Annotated in this window: 10 protein-coding genes and 4 pseudogenes; 8 read left to right on the forward strand and 6 right to left on the reverse strand. The window is 69.9% G+C overall.

All coding sequences use genetic code 11. The features are described from left to right. Positions 1-453 precede the first annotated feature (453 nt). Both AB0C66_RS17810 and AB0C66_RS17815 read left to right on the forward strand, forming a co-directional pair. Entirely contained in the window at positions 454-2,508 is a 2,055-nt protein-coding gene (locus tag AB0C66_RS17810) for a dynamin family protein (RefSeq protein ID WP_362438705.1), read from the forward strand. Positions 2,509-2,519: 11 nt separating this feature from the next. Continuing rightward, positions 2,520-2,800, forward strand: a pseudogene (locus AB0C66_RS17815) (polyketide cyclase /reductase); the annotation flags it as partial. 75 nt (positions 2,801-2,875) lie between these two features. Here the strand turns inward: AB0C66_RS17815 and AB0C66_RS17820 are convergent. The 3 genes and pseudogenes from AB0C66_RS17820 to AB0C66_RS17830 form a co-directional block, all read right to left on the reverse strand. After that, a complete protein-coding gene (locus AB0C66_RS17820) occupies positions 2,876-3,988 on the reverse strand; it encodes a hypothetical protein (RefSeq protein WP_362438708.1) in 1,113 nt (370 codons plus the stop codon). A gap of 165 nt (positions 3,989-4,153) precedes the next feature. After that, positions 4,154-4,285, reverse strand: a pseudogene (locus AB0C66_RS17825) (IS481 family transposase); the annotation flags it as partial. A 575-nt stretch (positions 4,286-4,860) separates the two neighbouring features. Further along, a complete protein-coding gene (locus tag AB0C66_RS17830; protein ID WP_362438711.1) occupies positions 4,861-5,259 on the reverse strand; it encodes a nuclear transport factor 2 family protein in 399 nt (132 codons plus the stop codon). 488 nt (positions 5,260-5,747) lie between these two features. Here AB0C66_RS17830 and AB0C66_RS17835 point away from each other — a divergent pair, with 488 nt between their 5' ends. From AB0C66_RS17835 to AB0C66_RS17845, 3 genes are all read left to right on the forward strand, one after another. Further along, a complete protein-coding gene (locus AB0C66_RS17835) occupies positions 5,748-5,906 on the forward strand; it encodes a hypothetical protein (protein ID WP_362438714.1) in 159 nt (52 codons plus the stop codon). A 149-nt stretch (positions 5,907-6,055) separates the two neighbouring features. Then, positions 6,056-6,454, forward strand: a complete 399-nt coding sequence (locus tag AB0C66_RS17840) for a hypothetical protein (RefSeq protein WP_362438717.1) — start codon at positions 6,056-6,058, stop codon at positions 6,452-6,454. Beyond that, positions 6,454-6,780 carry a transcriptional regulator gene (locus AB0C66_RS17845; RefSeq protein WP_362438720.1) on the forward strand — a complete coding sequence of 109 codons (327 nt, stop codon included), beginning with the start codon at positions 6,454-6,456 and terminating at the stop codon, positions 6,778-6,780. The genes AB0C66_RS17840 and AB0C66_RS17845 overlap by 1 nt, the downstream gene beginning before the upstream one ends. A gap of 853 nt (positions 6,781-7,633) precedes the next feature. Here AB0C66_RS17845 and AB0C66_RS17850 read toward each other — a convergent pair. Then, positions 7,634-12,058, reverse strand: coding sequence for a hypothetical protein (locus AB0C66_RS17850; RefSeq protein WP_362438723.1), 4,425 nt, complete (start codon positions 12,056-12,058; stop codon positions 7,634-7,636). Positions 12,059-12,524: 466 nt separating this feature from the next. Further along, on the reverse strand, positions 12,525-12,743 hold the full coding sequence (locus AB0C66_RS17855; protein ID WP_362438725.1) for a DUF6191 domain-containing protein: 219 nt from the start codon (positions 12,741-12,743) through the stop codon (positions 12,525-12,527). 609 nt (positions 12,744-13,352) lie between these two features. Between AB0C66_RS17855 and AB0C66_RS17860 the strand changes: the two genes are divergently transcribed. The 3 genes and pseudogenes from AB0C66_RS17860 to AB0C66_RS17870 all read left to right on the forward strand — a co-directional run bounded on the left by AB0C66_RS17860 (position 13,353) and on the right by AB0C66_RS17870 (position 16,210). Further along, the gene (locus tag AB0C66_RS17860; RefSeq protein ID WP_362438728.1) at positions 13,353-14,534 is read left to right on the forward strand and encodes a PLP-dependent aminotransferase family protein; all 1,182 of its coding nucleotides are present in this window, start codon (positions 13,353-13,355) and stop codon (positions 14,532-14,534) included. A gap of 432 nt (positions 14,535-14,966) precedes the next feature. Beyond that, positions 14,967-15,089 (forward strand): annotated as a pseudogene (locus tag AB0C66_RS17865) (GNAT family N-acetyltransferase); the annotation flags it as partial. Between the two features lie 335 nt (positions 15,090-15,424). After that, positions 15,425-16,210: an SAM-dependent methyltransferase gene (locus tag AB0C66_RS17870; RefSeq protein WP_362438731.1), complete on the forward strand. Its 786-nt coding sequence runs from the start codon at positions 15,425-15,427 to the stop codon at positions 16,208-16,210. Between the two features lie 101 nt (positions 16,211-16,311). Here AB0C66_RS17870 and AB0C66_RS17875 read toward each other — a convergent pair. Beyond that, positions 16,312-16,816 (reverse strand): annotated as a pseudogene (locus AB0C66_RS17875) (hypothetical protein); the annotation flags it as partial. Between the last annotated feature and the right edge of the window lie 60 nt (positions 16,817-16,876).

The following is a 16,876-nucleotide window of genomic DNA, read 5'->3' on the forward strand; positions in this document are numbered from 1 at the left end:
GAGCGCCGAATCGAGAGACGTCGGCGAATAGTTGCAAAACCCGGCTCACCTGTCCCCACCAGACCGGTGAGATGTCCGGGCAGGGGCAACCGCACCGCGCGTCCCCGGCCAAGGGCGGTGGTATGGGGTTGCCGGGGCTCATTCTTCGGGGCCTGCCACTTCGAAGTCGTCCCGGGTCACCGCATTGCGGAGACGCTGTTCTACTGGCGGAGCGCAGATATGGCACCTGACGTCATACGGCTCGGCGAAACTCCGCTCAACCGCCCGGCTGTAGCTGGCCCGGTCGTCGCCGCGCCAGCCGGGCAGCAGGCGACGACCGGCCCTATGCCATTCGCTCGCTGCCGGTCGAGGCAGCCGTGATGGTCGGAGCCGTCCCATCGCAACACCCATTAGGTTGCGCGGCGTTGACTCGTTCGACAGGTGCACGGCGGCGTCTTGCGATAGAAGTACGGCATGATGCCAGTGGAGGAAGCCCGGGACGAACTGAAACACCTGCTGAGCCGCTGCGGGCGATGGTTGTGTGACGAAGAGGGAGTGCGCGACCTCCTTCCCGATATAGCCGGCCTGGCCGGAGATGCCGAGCGGCTGGAAGACCTGCGCACGCGCGCCCTGTCATCCATGCTCAACGTGGCCCTGCTCGGACGGCAGTCGTCTGGGAAGAGCTTCCTGATCAGCGGTCTGCAGGGCGGCCTGGAGTACGTCCCCATCACCGACGAGGACGGTATGCCATCGGCAGAATTCCTTGGCGTCCTTCCGTCATCGGCGCGCCCGACCACAGCATGTCCATGCACGGTCATCCCAGTGGGAGACGATCCCTCCGACAACGACTCGGGCCGGGCACTACTGCGCGTGAGGTTCGCAGGTGGCGGGGTGGAGGACATCGGTTCGGATCTGCCGCCCGCCGTGGTGGCCGCGTACGGAGCGGCGGACGGCGACGTCACCAACCGCCGCCGCGAGCACATCAACCGCCGTGTCGAATCGATCGAGGTACTCATCGCCGACGCTCGCCTGCCGGTCAAGCTCTTCGACCTGCCCGGCTCGGAGTCGCCGATCGCGGAGCACGAACTCATCATGCGAGAAGCGTGGGCAAAGGCCGACTGCTTCATCTATGTCAGTCACGCGACCTCGGCCCTTACCTCAAATGAGCTCCAGCTCATCCGGGACCTGTACGCCCACCACATGCAGAGCAACGCAAACAAAAGGGTGTTGTGGGTCCTCACCGGGATCGACCTGGCAACCCAGCGCGAGCAGGGACAGGCTGCCTGGAAGAGCGTACTGACCACGAACAACGACTACCTACGCACGCACTTTGGCGCCCCAGGTGGTCACTTCATCGGGGAGGGTTTCCTGCCGGTCTCGGCCGCCTGGGAAGCCGAGGCGGACTTCAGGAACGCACAGGGCGACGACGGAAGCGCCCTGGGGCGGCTCAGTGGCATGGAGACGCTGCGCGACCACCTCCAGAGCCTGATGGAGTCCGGCGCAGGGCATGCGCACCTCCGCCAAGTCGCCGACGAAGCACGCTGGCTCGTACGGCGCCGCCAGCGCCAGCTCGCCGACATGCTCGATACCCACCAGCTGGCCGTGGAGGACCTGGAGGTACAACAAGACAGCCTTCGCGGTCGCATAGCGGGCGCGGAGCGCTCCCTGGATCGCATCCGGACCGAACTCGGGCGCGAACTGCAACGCAGGATCCGCGCAGCACGGGGGCCGTTCAACGGCTTGGCCGATGAACTGCACCAGCAACTTGACCCATTGATCGACAGTGGCAACCTGAGCGCTGAGCACGCCAACGAGGTCGACGTGCTCCAAGTCCAGCTGTTCAGCCAGTGGATGACTTCACCTGCGGGCCCGGCAACCCTGTGGGAACGCGAATTGCAGGCGTTCGATGCAAGCGCCAGGCAGTTGCTCCGGGCGGACCTCGGCGTAGACACCGGTTCTCAGCTGGTCTCTCCTGAGCCACTCGACACAAGCTACTTCCCGATGCAGACTGACGGCCGCCAGCCCCTGACGGCTTACGGCGTGGTGCAGGCCGCGGCCAACACCCTCGGCGTTGCCAGCCCCATCGCCGCGGGAGCCGTGTGGCTTACGACCAGCCTCAGCCTCGCCACTATCGCGGTGCCGGCCGGAGCCGCCGTCCTGACGGCCATCGCTGTCGCCAAGGTCACGGATGTCCTCAAGGATCGTGAGTCCAAGGTCCAAAGGGCACGCCAGGAGCGCAAGGACATGATCGATGAACAGGTGAAGCAGGCCCGTAGCGCCTTCGAGAGCGTCACCCAAGGCCAGGGTCGGCTGCTGATCGACGCGGTCGACCATCATCACTTGCAACACCAGACACGCCTGAAGTCGACGTTGGCTCAGATCATGGAGCGCATCAACGCGGAGGGCACCATACGCAGCCGCGCCGTCATCGACCGCCTCACGCCCGTCAACCAAACTGGCCAGGCCCTGGTAACCGCGTTGCAGGACCTGCGCGACGCCCTCAGAAACGATGGCCGCATGGGTCGATGAGATCGTGGCCGCAGACTTACGTGGAGCGCTGGCCGTCCTGGCAGACCCCGTCGAGACCGTGGAACGCGTCGACCACGGCCCCTTGCGCAAGGGTTCGGTATTCCGGTGGACGACCCCGGCCGTACCCCCCAACTCCTCAACTCCCGCCACCAGCCTGGAGATCACCTCGACGGTCCGGCAGATCAAGCACAACTCGTGCATCCGCTGGACCGGCCCCCCGATCGGCGAAGGGCTGCGCATCGACGGCATCCAAGTGTGGGACTTCACCAAGGTCGAGGGTGCCGTCCATGTGCCACTCCCGTGACGTGGTGCTCGGCAAGAGGCCCGTCATCGTCACGGGGGAGATGGAAGGACACCTACTCACGACTCAGTCGACGCCCAGCTGTTCCTTGACCTCGTCCTGCAGGAATCTGCGCTCCGCGCCGAACGCCTCGATGCTCATGTGCAGGGCCGCCAGTGCCGCCTGGAACGGGTCGGGCTGGGCTGCGGCGAACAGTGTCGACACGGCGTCACTCATGGGCGATTTCTGGTCGCCCCCCTCCCGTGCCATGGCTGCGACGCTCTGCGGCACCCGGGGATCGGACTGTAGCCGCTGCCGGGCCAGTGCCACCAGGTGGAACGGCGGCGGAAGCGGCCGGCCCTGTTCCACGTCGGTCAACGCGGGTGCTACCCACTCCAGTTCGGCGAGCCCGATTTCCTGGTAGGCGCGGCGAGCCACCCAGCCGGCGATCTCCCGCTGGCGCTGCGGGCTCTCGGCGGCGAGCACCTCGGCCAGCTCCCGCTCCGCCATGGCCATCTCGCGTGCGCCGCCGCACAGTTGTTGCAGCGCCGGGCTGGGTAGTGTCCCGCCCCAGTGGACGGCCTCGGGAACGACCTCGGTCCGTATTCGCTCCGCCTCCCGATTCCATTCCTCCCGTTCGGCCTTCAACCGTGTTTCCTCCACCGGGTCGGGCAGGTTCGGGGGCGGCAGTTTTGTGACCGTCTCGTGCAAGTAGGCATCGGTCCCGCCGGTCTGCTTGACCACCTGGTCCGGCTCCGGTGGGCAGGGCCAGAACTGCAGCAGGTAGCGGTCGATCACGGGCGCATCCTCTTCCCGGGTGTGCTCCTCGAAGGCCAGGTCCATCCCGGAAGCCGAGTATCGGACCCGGTAGTCCACGTCCTCCAGGCCCAGCTCCCAGGAGTCCCCGCCACCCCATTCCGCCAGCGATACGCGCCCGAGGGGACGGTATGACGCCTCGACGATCTCCTCCCACCTGTCGTCCAACTCCGGGCGCTTGTCATGGACTTCGACCCGGACGCCGACCCCGCCGTAGTGAAGTCCGGTGACCAGCCACAGTGTCCCGGGCCAGGCTGCGCCGCACAGTCCGTTGCTCTGCCCGCCGAACGTGTCGTCCATGCCGCCGAAGTCGGGCGACTCCTCACTCTTCACGTAGATCTGGCTGTAGGACACGTCCACTTCGTCGTCCAGCACTGTGCGCACGGGGGTCCTCCTCTTGGTCACAGCCCGCCCCTTACTCCGGCCTGTCGGGTCCTGTCGTATCCGATGGTGCGCGATGCCACTGACAACGTGGCGACGCCGAGTTTGTTCTACCTTCCAAGCGTGGGTCTGAGCTGGTCATTCGTGATGCGACCCGTCGGACAGGGGACGCTCGTAGCGGCGGACGGGCTCTGCGGTCGGCCGGTCGAGCCGGGCCAGACGGTGCAGGCCGTAGCGCGTGAGGATGCGGTGCACCGTGGAGGCTGGCAGGGCCAGGATCGGTCCGATCGTGGCCGGTCCCAGTAAGCGGGTCCGTTCGAAGCACACAGACACAGACTTCCACGTCAGGCGTCGCGCGATACGGGGTCTTATGCGGTCGGCGTCACGGCCGGGGGAGTCGTACTGGGCTCGGCTGATTCGACGTTCGGCCGACGCGGATGGTGCTGGGCCGCTGATGCCGGTACCGCGAGGGCCGCAGTCAGAGCGCCGGCGCTCAGGACAGCGACGGTCACGCGGCGAGCGGTGATGGACTCGGAGCCGGTCGATGGCCAATGGGATCAACCCCCTGGTGGGGACCAGAGTTCTGGTCCGTACACGCTTTCGGGAGACCTCATCTGGCCGCGCGCCCCCGGGGTTGGTCCCCGGTGCCATGCTGTCCGCGCCCCCTCAGACCGCGACAAGAAGCGCCCGGCACGCTGCTCCTTCGATCACCGCCCCACCCGGTGCCCGACACGAAGCAGTCACCGCGATGACGCCACACCGAGCAGCAGTTGTGTCCCGGGCCACCTGCCGAAGGGCATCCGGCCGGAAACAAATGGTGGGCAGCGATGACGGTCCGCTCGCCGTCATCGGCTTCCCCTGGCCTCCGCGTCGGCTCAGACCGCCTCGAACGCCTGCGCCAGGGCAAGGCTGTCCTCGAAGGTGACATATCGCGTGATCTTGCCGTTCTCGACCGTGAAGTGGAAGGCGAAGGGGGAGGCGAACGTCTTGCCCGTGGCCTTGACTATGTGGCGCATGGCGCCCAGGGCGACCGCATCGGTGCCGTCGACGAGGATGTGCGAGACCGCGAAGTCCTCGGGCTGGAGGTGGCCGGGCAGCGCCCGGAAGAACTCGATGGCCTGCTCGCGCGTGGTGCGCCGGCCGGTCCACGGGACCTCCTCGGCACCGTAGATGTCCCAGTCGATCTTGTCGGCGAACAGTTCGCCCAGCCGGTCGATTTCGCCGCTGCCGAGCAGGCGGTAGAACTCGTTGACGACAGTGCGGGTCTCACTCACGGTATCCCCCGTGGGTCACGGGCCAACAGGCCCTGCGTCATGCCCCGATGACGGGGCCATAGGTCGATTCGGCCGCCAGTGCCTGACGGCATGTGATCATCAGCTCCGCGAGGGCACCTGCTATTCCCGGCGCCCTCACAGGGCGATCGGCAGGTACACCAGGGCCTGACCGTTCACCCAAGGTGTAGAGCACGTCGTGGACGAGGGCGGTGGGCGCTCCGTTTGCCGATCGCGTCGATCAACGCGGTGTCCGCCTTTGCCCAGACGGGGGGCAAGGCGGGGATCGTCTTCCGTACCTCGTCCTTGGGCATACGGGTGAACTCCTGCCAGATGAAGATCCGGAGGCCCGCATGGGCTCGCGGCGCGGGACTTTGTAGCAGCCGTCGGCCTCCGGCACGCCGCTGCGTCGATCCCCACCCCAGTCCCGGGCGGGCCCGATGCGAAGGAGACGCGGCGATGACGGCACAGCGACCAGGGGCCGGCTGCTGATGCTGGGCATCGTGGTGTGGTGCGCGCCGTACCACGCTGAACTGCTCGACTTCACCACGTGGCCGCGCAAGCAGAAGTTGCCTGCCACGTCGGCGCTCGGAGGCTCCGGCATAGATGGGCCTTCCAAGAAAGTCCTTGCCTGGCAGGAAAATGGATAGTAACTTTCCTGCCAGGCAAGAGATTGTTCCTACGGAATGCGGGAGCTCATGTGACGTATCAGCCGAGTGCGGAGCAGGCGGCTCTGGCTTTGCGGGGCACGCGGGAGCATCAGGGTGCGGCGTTGGCGGCGCGCCAGGAGCCACTGAGGTTGAAGATCGCGTTCGCTCTGACGGGCCTGGCCTTTGGCATGTGTTACGACGTGTTCGACAACCCCGGTTCGGCCCCCGTCCTGGTGGTGGCCGCTGTGTCCTGGGCCCACTTGCTCGTTTCCAGGACTCCGCGCGGAGCTGCTCTGCTCGGGTACCACACGACGGGGGTCCGCAACCGGCCGCCGGGGTACATCCTGGGAGTGCTTTGCGTGGTCGCTCTTGTGATGGCCATCGGCTACTTCAGCGTCGCGCCCCACACGGCGTACCTGGATGACCATGTTCCCTACTGGCACACGATGGGAATGTTGCTCCTGATGGTGGTGACCATCGCTCTGGCTCCGCTCGAGTCGCGGTTCCGGGCGTGGCTGTTCAAGCTGACCTCGAAGCGAGGGGTGTAGTGGCTGCAACGTCCATCGATCCACTCCTGGTCGACCCGACGCGGCTGTCGATCCTGGCTTTGCTGAGCACGGCGCGGTGGGCGGAGTTCGCCTTCGTCCGCGACACGGTCGGCCTGTCCGATTCGGCGTTGTCGAAACAGGTCGGCAAGCTGAACGACCGGGGTTACGTGGAGGTCCGACGTGGCTACGTCGGGAAGCGGGGCCGCACCTGGATCAACCTCGCACCGGCCGGCCGCACGGCTCTGGAAGGCCACGTCTCGGCCCTGCAGGAGATCGTCACCCGGGCCCGGGAGACCGGCGAGGCGCAAGCCTCCGGCATCGGCTGACGGCCGCTTCAGCTGGGGCGCACCCGCGGGCAACTCCGGCCGGACCGGTGTTCCTCCGCTTGGGCCCGCGACCGCATGCAGCACAGGGTCTCCCAGCCGATCCGCACGGGACGGGCGACTCCGGCGCAGGTGCTCGGCGAGCCTGCGGATTGACCAGCGGGAAGGCCCGCCCGGGACGGTCGGGCGGGTGATGGCCGTCTGGACGACGAAGTTCTCGTCGTCAGGGGTGAGCAGGTGAACACGGCCTCCTGCCCATCGAGGGGACTCAGCGGGACTTACACCCAGGAGCGATCGTGCTGCTGCACTGGTTCCGCCGCCTGCGCATCCGCTGATCCGCGACGACATCCACCACACGTTCGTCACCCTCCGGCCGCGCCTTCATCTGCTGGCGACGACTCCGCACCGCGTTTTGCCGGGAGTAAGGGCAGGCGATGCGCCCCAGGAGATGGCCTGTTCGATGAGTCAGGCGCCGAACGTTGAACCGCTCCCAGGTGCGATCACTTGGCCGGCCGGGCGGGGTGTGGTGGCGAACGGCACCTCTTCGGGTATCCCGGCACGCCGACCCGCTCCGCGTGACCCGCCACTCGGCCAAGGCCGCGACGTGTGAGGCGGGCCATCGCCCCGCCGCAACCCCCTCCTGCTCGAGGCCGCCCTCGGCAGCGCTGACGAACTGTTCCCCCGTTGAGGATCCGCAAGGCCCGTGCGGTGCGGGATGCCTGGGGACCCCGGCCGAGTGCCGGGCCCTGGACGGCTGAACCGGTGCCTGTGGACCTGCTCCGTGCGCGGGGCGGCTGTGCCGGTGGTGCGGGGGCGCGGCGCCCGTTGCGTGAGTGCTGCGCCCCCGGACCGGACGTCAGACCAGCGGCGCCTTGGCGGCGTGCTCCAGGAGCGCTGCCACGGTGACCGGCGCGCCGGGCCGCGGCCAGTTGCGGTCCTTGCGGGTCAGCGCGGCGTAGAGCCGCTGCCAGGCCGCGGGATTGTCGCCCAGGTGCCGGTCGGCGAGGGCGGCGAGTTCCTTGGTGGCGTCGTGAACGGTGTCTTCCAGCGCGGCGGGCAGTTCGTGTCGGAGGGCGGCCTCGCGGAGATAGTGCAGGACGCGGTTGGCGCCTTCTGCGTGGTGGAGGAGGTCGGCGCCGGTGAGCAGGGATGCTTCAAGGAGGGAATCCAGCGTGGCACCGAACTTCTCGCGGCCACCGCCCGGCAGGGCGGGGGCCGCGATGGCCGCGCGGGCCAGCTCGTGGCTGCGTTCGGCGAGGGCGCGGGCGGGGACGGGTGACCAGCGTCCCGTGACGCCTTCGGCCACCTCCGGCGGGGCGTCCGGGAGCCGGACGAGTTTGCTCCACACCCGTTCCGGGAGCGGTTCCTTTTCGTGGGCACGGACCAGGACGTCCCAGTCACGGCGGTAGGGCAGGTCGAGGATCTTTCCCTCCTCGTACTCCTTGCATGCCCGCAACTTGGTGACCAGTCGCTCTGTGCTCAGTTCGAGGTCGAGGCGGGCGGTGAGGACGGCGTCGGGGTCGGGCGAGGCCAGCGCTCTGGTGGCGACCTTGGCGGCGGCGGTGCTCAGCAGGTCGCGGTCGACCAGGGAGCGCAGATGGTCCGGGCCGCCGTGGCGCAGGGAGTTGCGGGCGACGAGGAGATGGTCCATGAGCGGGACCCACTTGCCCCATGACACGATCGCGTGCTCGACGAGTTCGGCGTCGGCCGCCTCGGCCAGGACGCGGTAGTGGTGCAGGTAGTCCCGCCCGATAAAGACGAACTTCTCGAGCAGCCTGGCGCGCAGTTCGGGGGTGAGCGGGAGAAGGTCGTCCGGGCCGGTGGCGGGGCGGCCCTGGGGACGGCGGGAGAGGATGGTCCGGCGGATCTCGGGCGTGGAGCTGTGGGTGGTCGGGCCGTAGAGCACCTCGTTGACGGCGGGGTCGTCGGCGCTCAGGAGCCGCCGCCACAGCCCCGGGTGCTGCCTGGCGGCATCCGGGTCCTTGGCGAGGACGAGCAACGCCGCGCGATCGTCATGCGTGCACACATGGTCGAGGACCGCGTCGGTGAGGTGGTTGCGCGCGCAGGCTTTCTCGATCAGCGTGAGCGTCGCCCGGGAGTCCAGCTGAGGCAGAATGGCCGCCAGCGCGTCCGCGTCCGCGTGCAGCAGCAGCCCGGCTGCCGCCGGGGTGAGGGCCGTGGGCGCCTCGGGGCCGTTGTCGGTGGCGGCGTGGTCGAGCAACTCGCCGAACGGCCGCTGGGCCCGCTCGGTGTCCATGGCGGCGAGTGCGCGCAGCCAGCGGCCGGGGTCGGCGCCGAGCCGGTCGGCGATGAGACGGCGCACGGCACGCAACTGGTCGGCACCACCGCGGTCGCGCCAGGCGGCCGGCAGCGGGTCCAGCCGCGCGGCGGGCTGCCGGGCGACCATCTCGCTCGGGGCGATATGGCCGTTGCGGCAGGCGGCCAGCTCCTTGATGACCTCCCATGTGGGCCCCGTGAAGCCCGCGTGAGCAGGACCCCGCCGGGAGGCGAGCACCCGCACGGCCTGCGCGGTGCCATGGGTACGACACGCCTCGTCGAGCCAGTCGGGGTGTGCGTGCCCGGGGATGTGGAAGGAACTGGTGTCGGCTAGCTTCTCCAGGACGTCGGGGTCCGTGGGCAACGGGGCGCCGGGGACGAGGCTGCGCAGCAGGTCGATCGCGGCCACCGCGGCGCTGGTGTCCAGGGCCTCGTTAAGGCGCCCGCGTTCGACGATGTGGAGCTTCTTCTCGGGGGGTGCGGGCGCAGGCTCGTGGGCCGCCGCCTCGGCCGCGGCGTGCTGCCGGCTCGCGTCGAGGCGGGCGAGCGCTTCGGCGTCCGGCCGGGGGCCGGCCGCCTGCGCGGCGGCGGTGAGCAGTTCGGCGAGGGTGCCGGTGAAACTCTCGACGAGGTGGAGCGCGATGACCCATCCCTCGGGATGACCGGCCAGATGCTCCCGCACCAGCTCCCTGACGTGCCGTTGGGCCGCGGCGCGCACGGTCGGGTCCCCGTCTTTGAAGAGGCTTGCCAGGACCGCGGGCGCGGGATGGGCGGTGTCGATGAGCCGTTCCGCGGAGAGGGTGCCCCGCCGCACCGCGTCGTCGAACCAGTGGCTGTGGCGGGGCCAACTCTCGGTCCGCAGATAGACCAGCGGATCGAAGACTCCGTCCCGTAGGGCCTCCGCGCCCGCAACCCCGTACGGCCGGGACGCTGTGAGGGCCACTCGGACCTCCTCGTCGACGTCCTCGTGACGCAGGAGTTCGGCGATCGGCTCGGGCTCGAAGGTGTGCTCGTGGTGAGCGGCGATCAGGCGCGGGAAGTCGTAGGTGTACGGCTCGTGAATGATGGTGCGCATCAGCCGGCGGGTGGCGTTGCGGCCGCCGGAGTACGCAAATTCCCAGGGCAGTCGGTCGGGGTCCTCGTACGGCTCCATGTCCGCGCGGAAGTTTTCCATGCCGTCGGGTTGGTCGAGCGCGGCTCGGGCGTCCTCGATCAGCTGTCGGTGCCAGGCGCCCTTGGGAAGCAGGGCGATCAGCGTGCGCACCGCATCGGGGCCGCCGCGCTCCCACACGCGGACCACGGCGAAACGGTGCATCTCGTCGGTGGGGAACAACCGCCAGGCGTGCGCGACGAGTTCGGGGTCCCCGCTGGTCACAAGCGGGCTGCACAGGAACTTGTCCTCGCTGGCGAGGAGTTCGGCGCGCAGCCCGGCGTCGAGCGGGAGCGGCTCGGTACGGCCCGGGGTGCGCGGGATGCCGGAGGCGATCGCGCGCCGCAGCGTCAGGGTCGCCTTCTGGTTGCGGTACACGGCGCCGTTGACCGCGGGCTCGTCGCACTCGGTCAGCCGACGCAACTCCCGCGCGCCGAGCGCCACATTGCGCCCGATGGCGGCGCGTGCGCGCGGATCGGCCGCCGCGAGCGCGGTGCCGAGGGCGTGCGCGGGCAGTGCGCCCTTGCTGAGAAGGGCGGCCAGCAGCTCGTCGGGCAGATGGGGAAGGAGATCGCGCAGGTCGTCGGGCTCGGCGGCGTACAGCAGGGCGCGGTACGCCTTGGTGAGGGCGGGCACCTTGGCGGTGGGCACGGGCTCGGGAACCGTACCGTCGGCGATGTCGGCCAGAAGACCGGCGAGGGTGCCCTTGTAGCGGGACAGGGTGGCGCGCAGGCAGGCCCAGCGGCGGGGGTCGGCGCCCAGGTGGCGGTGGAGCAGGACGCGCAGCGGCGCCGCCGCGGCGCCGCTGCCGCATTCGGCGAGGGCGGCGGCCGCGGTGCGGGCGGGGGCGACGGCGTCGAGGACGGCCGCGCAGGTGTCCTGGTCGGCCGGGCCCAGGGCGGCGGCGAGCCGGAGGAGTTCGGGGTGGCCGGGGGTGCGGGCGGCGGCGCACAGTACGGCGGTGCTGGGCCGGGCGATGTCGGCGACGGTGGCGGGGTGAGTGCGGTAGAAGTCGGCCAGCAGCGGCTCGGGGCAGTCGGAGCGGGCGGCCAGGATCCGTACGGCGGCGTCCGGCAGTGGATCGGTGTCATGGGCCGCTGCCAGGGCGTGCCAGTCCGGTGTGTGGCGCCAGCCCGGCTCGGCCTCGCCGGCCCGCAGACCGGCTATCAGACCTTCCGTTCCTTCGGCGGCTGTGACGGCGGCGCGCAGGCGGGAGGCGCCGTCAGTGCCGGTGAGCGCGGCGCGGGCGATCTCGCCGACTTCCGGGTGCAGGAGTGTGGTTGCGGCATCGAGGAGGGCGCGCAGCCGCTCGGGATGCGGTAGCAGGCTCTGCACACTGCGCAGTTGCTCGGCGGTGGTCAGCACCGTGCCGCAGGTGCGCAGGGCGTGCTCGGCCACCTCGGGCACGTCGCTGACCACGGCTGCGGCGATGAAGTGGTCGAGGCCGGGCGGGTCCTGAGTGGTGGCGCGGATCCGGTCCAACAGGGGTGTCAGGGCGGTGGAGCCGGGGTAGCGCCCGGGTGCGAGGATCCGGCGGCGCATCCAGGGCAGGGCCGCGGTGTGCTCGTACACGCCCTGGTCGACGACGGGATCGGGCCGCTCCAGCAGGACGGCCAGGTCGTCCGCCGTGAGCGCGTTCGTGCGGACCATGGCGCGCCGTACCTGCGTATCGGGATCGCGGAGGGCGTGTGCGCGGGCCTGGTCGGTCAGCTCCACCCAGGTGAGGTAGCGGGGCTCGGCCTCCTCCAGCCGGTGGCGCAGCCGCCCGGCGTCTCCGGGGGCAGCCCCGTCGAGCAGGAGGGCCAGCAGCTGCGCGCCGTATTTGTTGTAGGGGGTGGTGCGGCCCGATGTCACTGACTGAGTCCCTTGCGTCCGTGGGTGCGATCCCAGTGTGCGGTGTGTGGAGGGGGACGCGCTGCCGCGGCCATCGGACCGTGGCCGACCGGATGCCGATTCCCCCATAGGAGGCAGCTCATCACATGCGGTGCCTGACCGGGCAGCCGGGTGCCTGCCCCGTCCGGGCCCGGGCTCATACCTTCCAGCCGTCCGGGGTGGCCGGCCCGGTCCGCAGGCCGCAGGCAGCGCGGGCCACCAGCAGCGGCGGGCGCGCCAGGCACACGACCGCGACGGGCCCGGGGGTGTGACCGGACCGGGCGCGCGGAGCGGCAGCACTCGACACGTCTCCGGACCGGTAGGCAGACATGTGGTCGGTCACGCGGCTTGACGGCCGTCGCATGTGCGCCCTCCCGAGACCCGCCCGAGGGGCCGTCCACTTGGTCTCACCGCTGCCGGGGCACCGGAGCTTGCCATGGGGGGCTCCTCAGGGCTGCTGCACACCCCCGCTCGGCCGGTGATCGGCCTCGCGGTCGGGCGGGAGGACGATGCGAGCCGTGCCACTGGCCAGGTCGATACGCGTGTGCGGCGGGGCACCGTCGTCTCGGTCGTCGCGGCGGTTCGCCTCATGTTGCTGCTGCTCGATCTCGATCGATTTGTTGCCGTTGAAGAGCAGGTCGAATTCGTTGAACGCGGATCCTGTCAAGGGGCGGTGCGCAGGACCACGGCCGCAGCGGAGGACGCTGCGCCGCTTGAATCGCCGCATCATCAACTCCGCCGCGCCGCAGACGAATCAGGAGAAAGGCCAGCGCCGGAAGCGCGGCGCCCCACATAGCCAGTATGCGGGAGAAACGCGGGGCCTGTGCCGGAGGTTCCCGCGCTCTAGTTCGAGTTCCCGGCACGCCCGCCCTTCAGGCGGCCGCCGCACGCGATCGAACACATCGGGCTTGATCATCTAGACGAGCGGCCCGGGGCATCGACCGTGGCGCGTTGCCTGGCCGACGTGCGGCTCATGCAGAGACACCGGCCCTGACCCGCACCGGCCGTCCTGCCGACGTCAACGATCTGCTGCACCAAGAGACTCTGGGGCCGGGTCAGGACACCGGCGCGGGCCGCGAGGCCCGCGGAGTTCCGGGGCGCCAACGGCTGCAGATGTTCCCCGAGGCCGTCCTCTCCAGGTTCAGCTGAATGACATCAGTTGTGGAGGGGCCCCGGGGGAGGGGGGTACGACCGCAATGCGGACAGTTCGGTCGTCGGCGACCGTTCCGCCGTAGGCTGCGCGCACCGTCCCGAGCCGAGGAGCCAGGAGAGCCCCATGCGCGCCGATGTCCCCGCACTTGCCGCCCGTGCCGCGTCCGTGGCCGGGTCGCCGGTACGCGACATCCTCGCGCTCACCGCCCGCCCCGAGGTGATCTCCTTCGCGGGCGGGATGCCCGCGGCCGAGCTGTTCGACAGCGAGGGCATCGCCGCCGCCTTCGGGCGGGTGCTGGCCGAGACACCGGGCACGGCCCTCCAGTACTCGACCACCGAGGGTGATCCCAAGCTGCGCACCGCGACCGCCGCCCGGCTGACCGCCCGCGGACTGCCCACCGGGGCGGACGACCTGCTCATCACCAGTGGTTCACAACAGGCGCTGACCCTGCTGGCCACCGCACTGCTGGAGCCGGGCGACACAGTGCTGGTGGAGAGCCCCACCTATCTCGCGGCGCTCCAGTGCTTCGCCTTCGCCGGGGCGCGGGTGGTGCCGGTGCCCGGCGACGACGAGGGACTGAACCCCGACGCGCTCGCCGAACTCGTCCGGCGTGAGCGGCCGAAGCTGCTCTACACCGTCCCCACCTTCCAGAACCCCACTGGACGCACGCTGCCCGCCGGCCGCCGGGAGGCGGTGACGGCGGTGGCCGAGCGCCACGGTCTGTGGATCGTGGAGGACGACCCGTACGGGGAGCTGCGGTTCGCCGGTGAGCCGGTGCCGTGGATCGCGGCCGGTCCGCGCGCCGCCGACCGCACCGTGCTGCTGGGCAGCTACTCCAAGATCATGGCTCCGGGGCTTCGGCTCGGCTGGCTGCGCGCCCCGGCGGCACTGCTCCGCGCCTGTGTGATCGTCAAGCAGGCCGCGGATCTGCACTGCCCGACGGTCAACCAGCTCGCGGCGGCGCGCTATCTGACCGACGCGGATCTGGACGCCCATCTGTCGCGGGTGCGGATCGCCTACCGGGAACGCCGGGACGCGCTGCTCGAGGAGCTGCCCGGCGCGCTGCCCGAGGGGTCGCGCTGGAACCGGCCGGAGGGTGGGATGTTCGTATGGGTGTCACTGCCCAAGGGGTACGACGCGACGGAGCGGCTGCGGGTGGCGGTGGAGCACGATGTGGCGTTCGTCCCCGGCGCTCCGTTCTTCGCCGCGGATCCGGATCCGGCGACGATGCGGCTGTCCTTCGTGACCCACACCCCGGACGAGATCGCCGAAGGGCTGCGCCGTCTGGCCAAGGCGCTGCACTGACCACGATGACGCGGTCACGTCCGCCGGGCTCTGCCCGGGCCCAGGCTATTCTCGACACCGAACTTCCGGCGACCGGCTCGCTCAGGCCGCGATCGATGGGGCGCTGAAGACCACCTTGGTCGCCGACGTCATCGCGCGCCGCCGTGAGCTGGGGCTCCCCCTCGATGAGACGTCTGCTGACCGCGAGTGCGCGCGGTGCCGAGCAGAACGTCTTCCTCGCTCATACCGGTGTGCTGGGTGAGGGCGCTGACGCTGGGGGAGCGGTCGTCCGCGGAGCGGCTGAGTTCCTGGATGGCGGTGCGTACGCCCTTGCGCAGTTCCTGGACCCGGCGGGGGGCGTGCAGGCCCCACATGTGGTCGCGGCGCCGGTTTCTTGGACCACGGACACGCTGCGCAGTCCTCCAGCCGGGCAGCGAGTTCGAAGGACGCTTCTTCCGGCCGTATCGCGGCCACAACGACCATGGCGCGATGGCCGCTGTGCGGCTGGGCTGCGCGGAGCGGGACCGGATCGACACCCGTTCGGTTGTGGACGGGCTCCCGACGGCAGCCGAGGTGCTCGCGCACGCCGGCCGCGGCCACTACGGGCTCAGTGCCTCGGTGCGGACCGCTGCCAACCTCCCCCTCCCCCCCCGGCAAGGATCGTAGCCACCCCGAATTCGAACCGCTCCTCGAAAGACGCTGGTGCGAGAGGTCCGGCCACGCGGTGAAGGGAGGGGTGGGTCGTCTCGGAGATCGCATTCGCCAGGATGTCGCCCAGTGGGCGGTGGTCGACCTGTCGTGACGCTGGCCAGGTTTGGATGCTCAGGCCTGTGTCCGGCTGTTGCGGGCTGTGCGCGCAGGGTAGTTGGATGATGGGTGTCCGTGATCGACAACGTTGGAGGACCACCGCCGTGGCTGACGAGATCCGCACCGACATCCCGCACTCCGCGCGGATCTGGAACTACTGGATGGGCGGTAAGGACAATTACGAAATCGATCGTCAGGTCGGCGACGCCTCCCTGGAGATCGACCCCGACATCGGAGAGATGGCGACCGAGAGCCGCAAATTCCTGATCCGCGCCGTCGATCACCTGGCCGGCGAGGTCGGCATCCGGCAGTTCCTCGACATCGGCACGGGTCTGCCCACCATGCGAAACACCCACGAGGCGGCTCAGGACATCGTCCCCGATGCTCGCGTCGTCTACGTCGACAACGACCCCCTGGTGCTGACTCACGCGCGAGCCCTGCTGACCAGCACGACCGACGAGGGTGTCACCACCTACGTAGAGGCCGACTTCAACCACCCCGAGCACATCCTCGAGGAGGTCAGAACCATCCTCAACCTCACTCAGCCGGTCGGCGTGATGTTCATGGGCGTGCTCGGACATGCCGAGACCTACGACGACCTGCTGCGCATCACGAGCACGGTGCTGGCTGCGGTACCGCCGGGCAGTCATCTGGTCTACTGGGACGGCACCACCGATAGCCCGTACTACGTGCGGATGTGTGAGGAGTACGCCAAGTCTGGTGGTGTGCCGTATATCCCGCGCACGCAGGACCAGTTGCGCGCCGTCTTCGACGGGCTCGAGCTGCTCGAGCCGGGTTTCGGGAAAATCACGCACTGGCGCCGACCGGATCCTGAGCTGGCCGGGGTGCGCGACATCGCCGCCTACGGCGGGGTCGCGCGCAAACTCTGACAGTGCCGCGTGGCACGTGAAGCCACGTGACCGGCCCGTCCGTTGGACGGCCTGCGGGCGGCCCGGTCGGCCGTGATGTGGCTGAGGCGCGGCGCTTCCTCCATGCGGAGGTTGACCAGTTCTTCGGTCTGGGTCTCGGGGTCCACGTGGTCGATGGATCCGATCTCCAGGTCGATCCGGCCGTCGCGCAGGGCGGTTCCGGCCTCCAACTCTTCGGCCCGGAGCCGGAACGAGACGCCCGGTGCTTCCCGCTGGGCCAGTCGCAGCAGCCCGGGGCCAGTGCCGCGCCGACCAGTCGGCGGCTTGGAGGGTGAAGGTGCTGCGCAGGTCGGCGGGGTCGACGCCTGCGCCGGGGCTGAGCAGTGCTCCGAGGCTGCGTACCACTGCGGCGGCTTCGTCGCGCAGGGACTGGGCGCGTGGGGTGGGGACCATGGTCTGTCCGGCCCGGACCAGGAGGGGGTCCTGGAGGATGCGACGGAGGCGGGCCCCCCGCGAGCGCACGGCGGTCGACACGGCGGTCGCGCAGTTGCCGCAGACTTCCGTGTGCTTCTCCAGCGACCATGCCACGGCCTCGTTGACGGCCCCCGCCGCGTAGCGGACACTCATCGCCTCGTCGACGTGCCACTCTCCTGCCGCTCGCCCGGCCCCGGAGGCGTACCGGACCGC

Source organism: Streptomyces sp. NPDC048636 (genome assembly GCF_040650655.1).
Classification (GTDB): domain Bacteria; phylum Actinomycetota; class Actinomycetes; order Streptomycetales; family Streptomycetaceae; genus Streptomyces.

What these genes read in the sequence shown, in the direction of transcription:
- AB0C66_RS17835 (WP_362438714.1), top strand. Translation starts at nt 5,748, where the DNA reads ATGCTGGGCATCGTGGTGTGGTGCGCGCCGTACCACGCTGAACTGCTC.
- AB0C66_RS17860 (WP_362438728.1), top strand. Translation starts at nt 13,353, where the DNA reads ATGCGCGCCGATGTCCCCGCACTTGCCGCCCGTGCCGCGTCCGTGGCC.
- AB0C66_RS17810 (WP_362438705.1), top strand. Translation starts at nt 454, where the DNA reads ATGATGCCAGTGGAGGAAGCCCGGGACGAACTGAAACACCTGCTGAGC.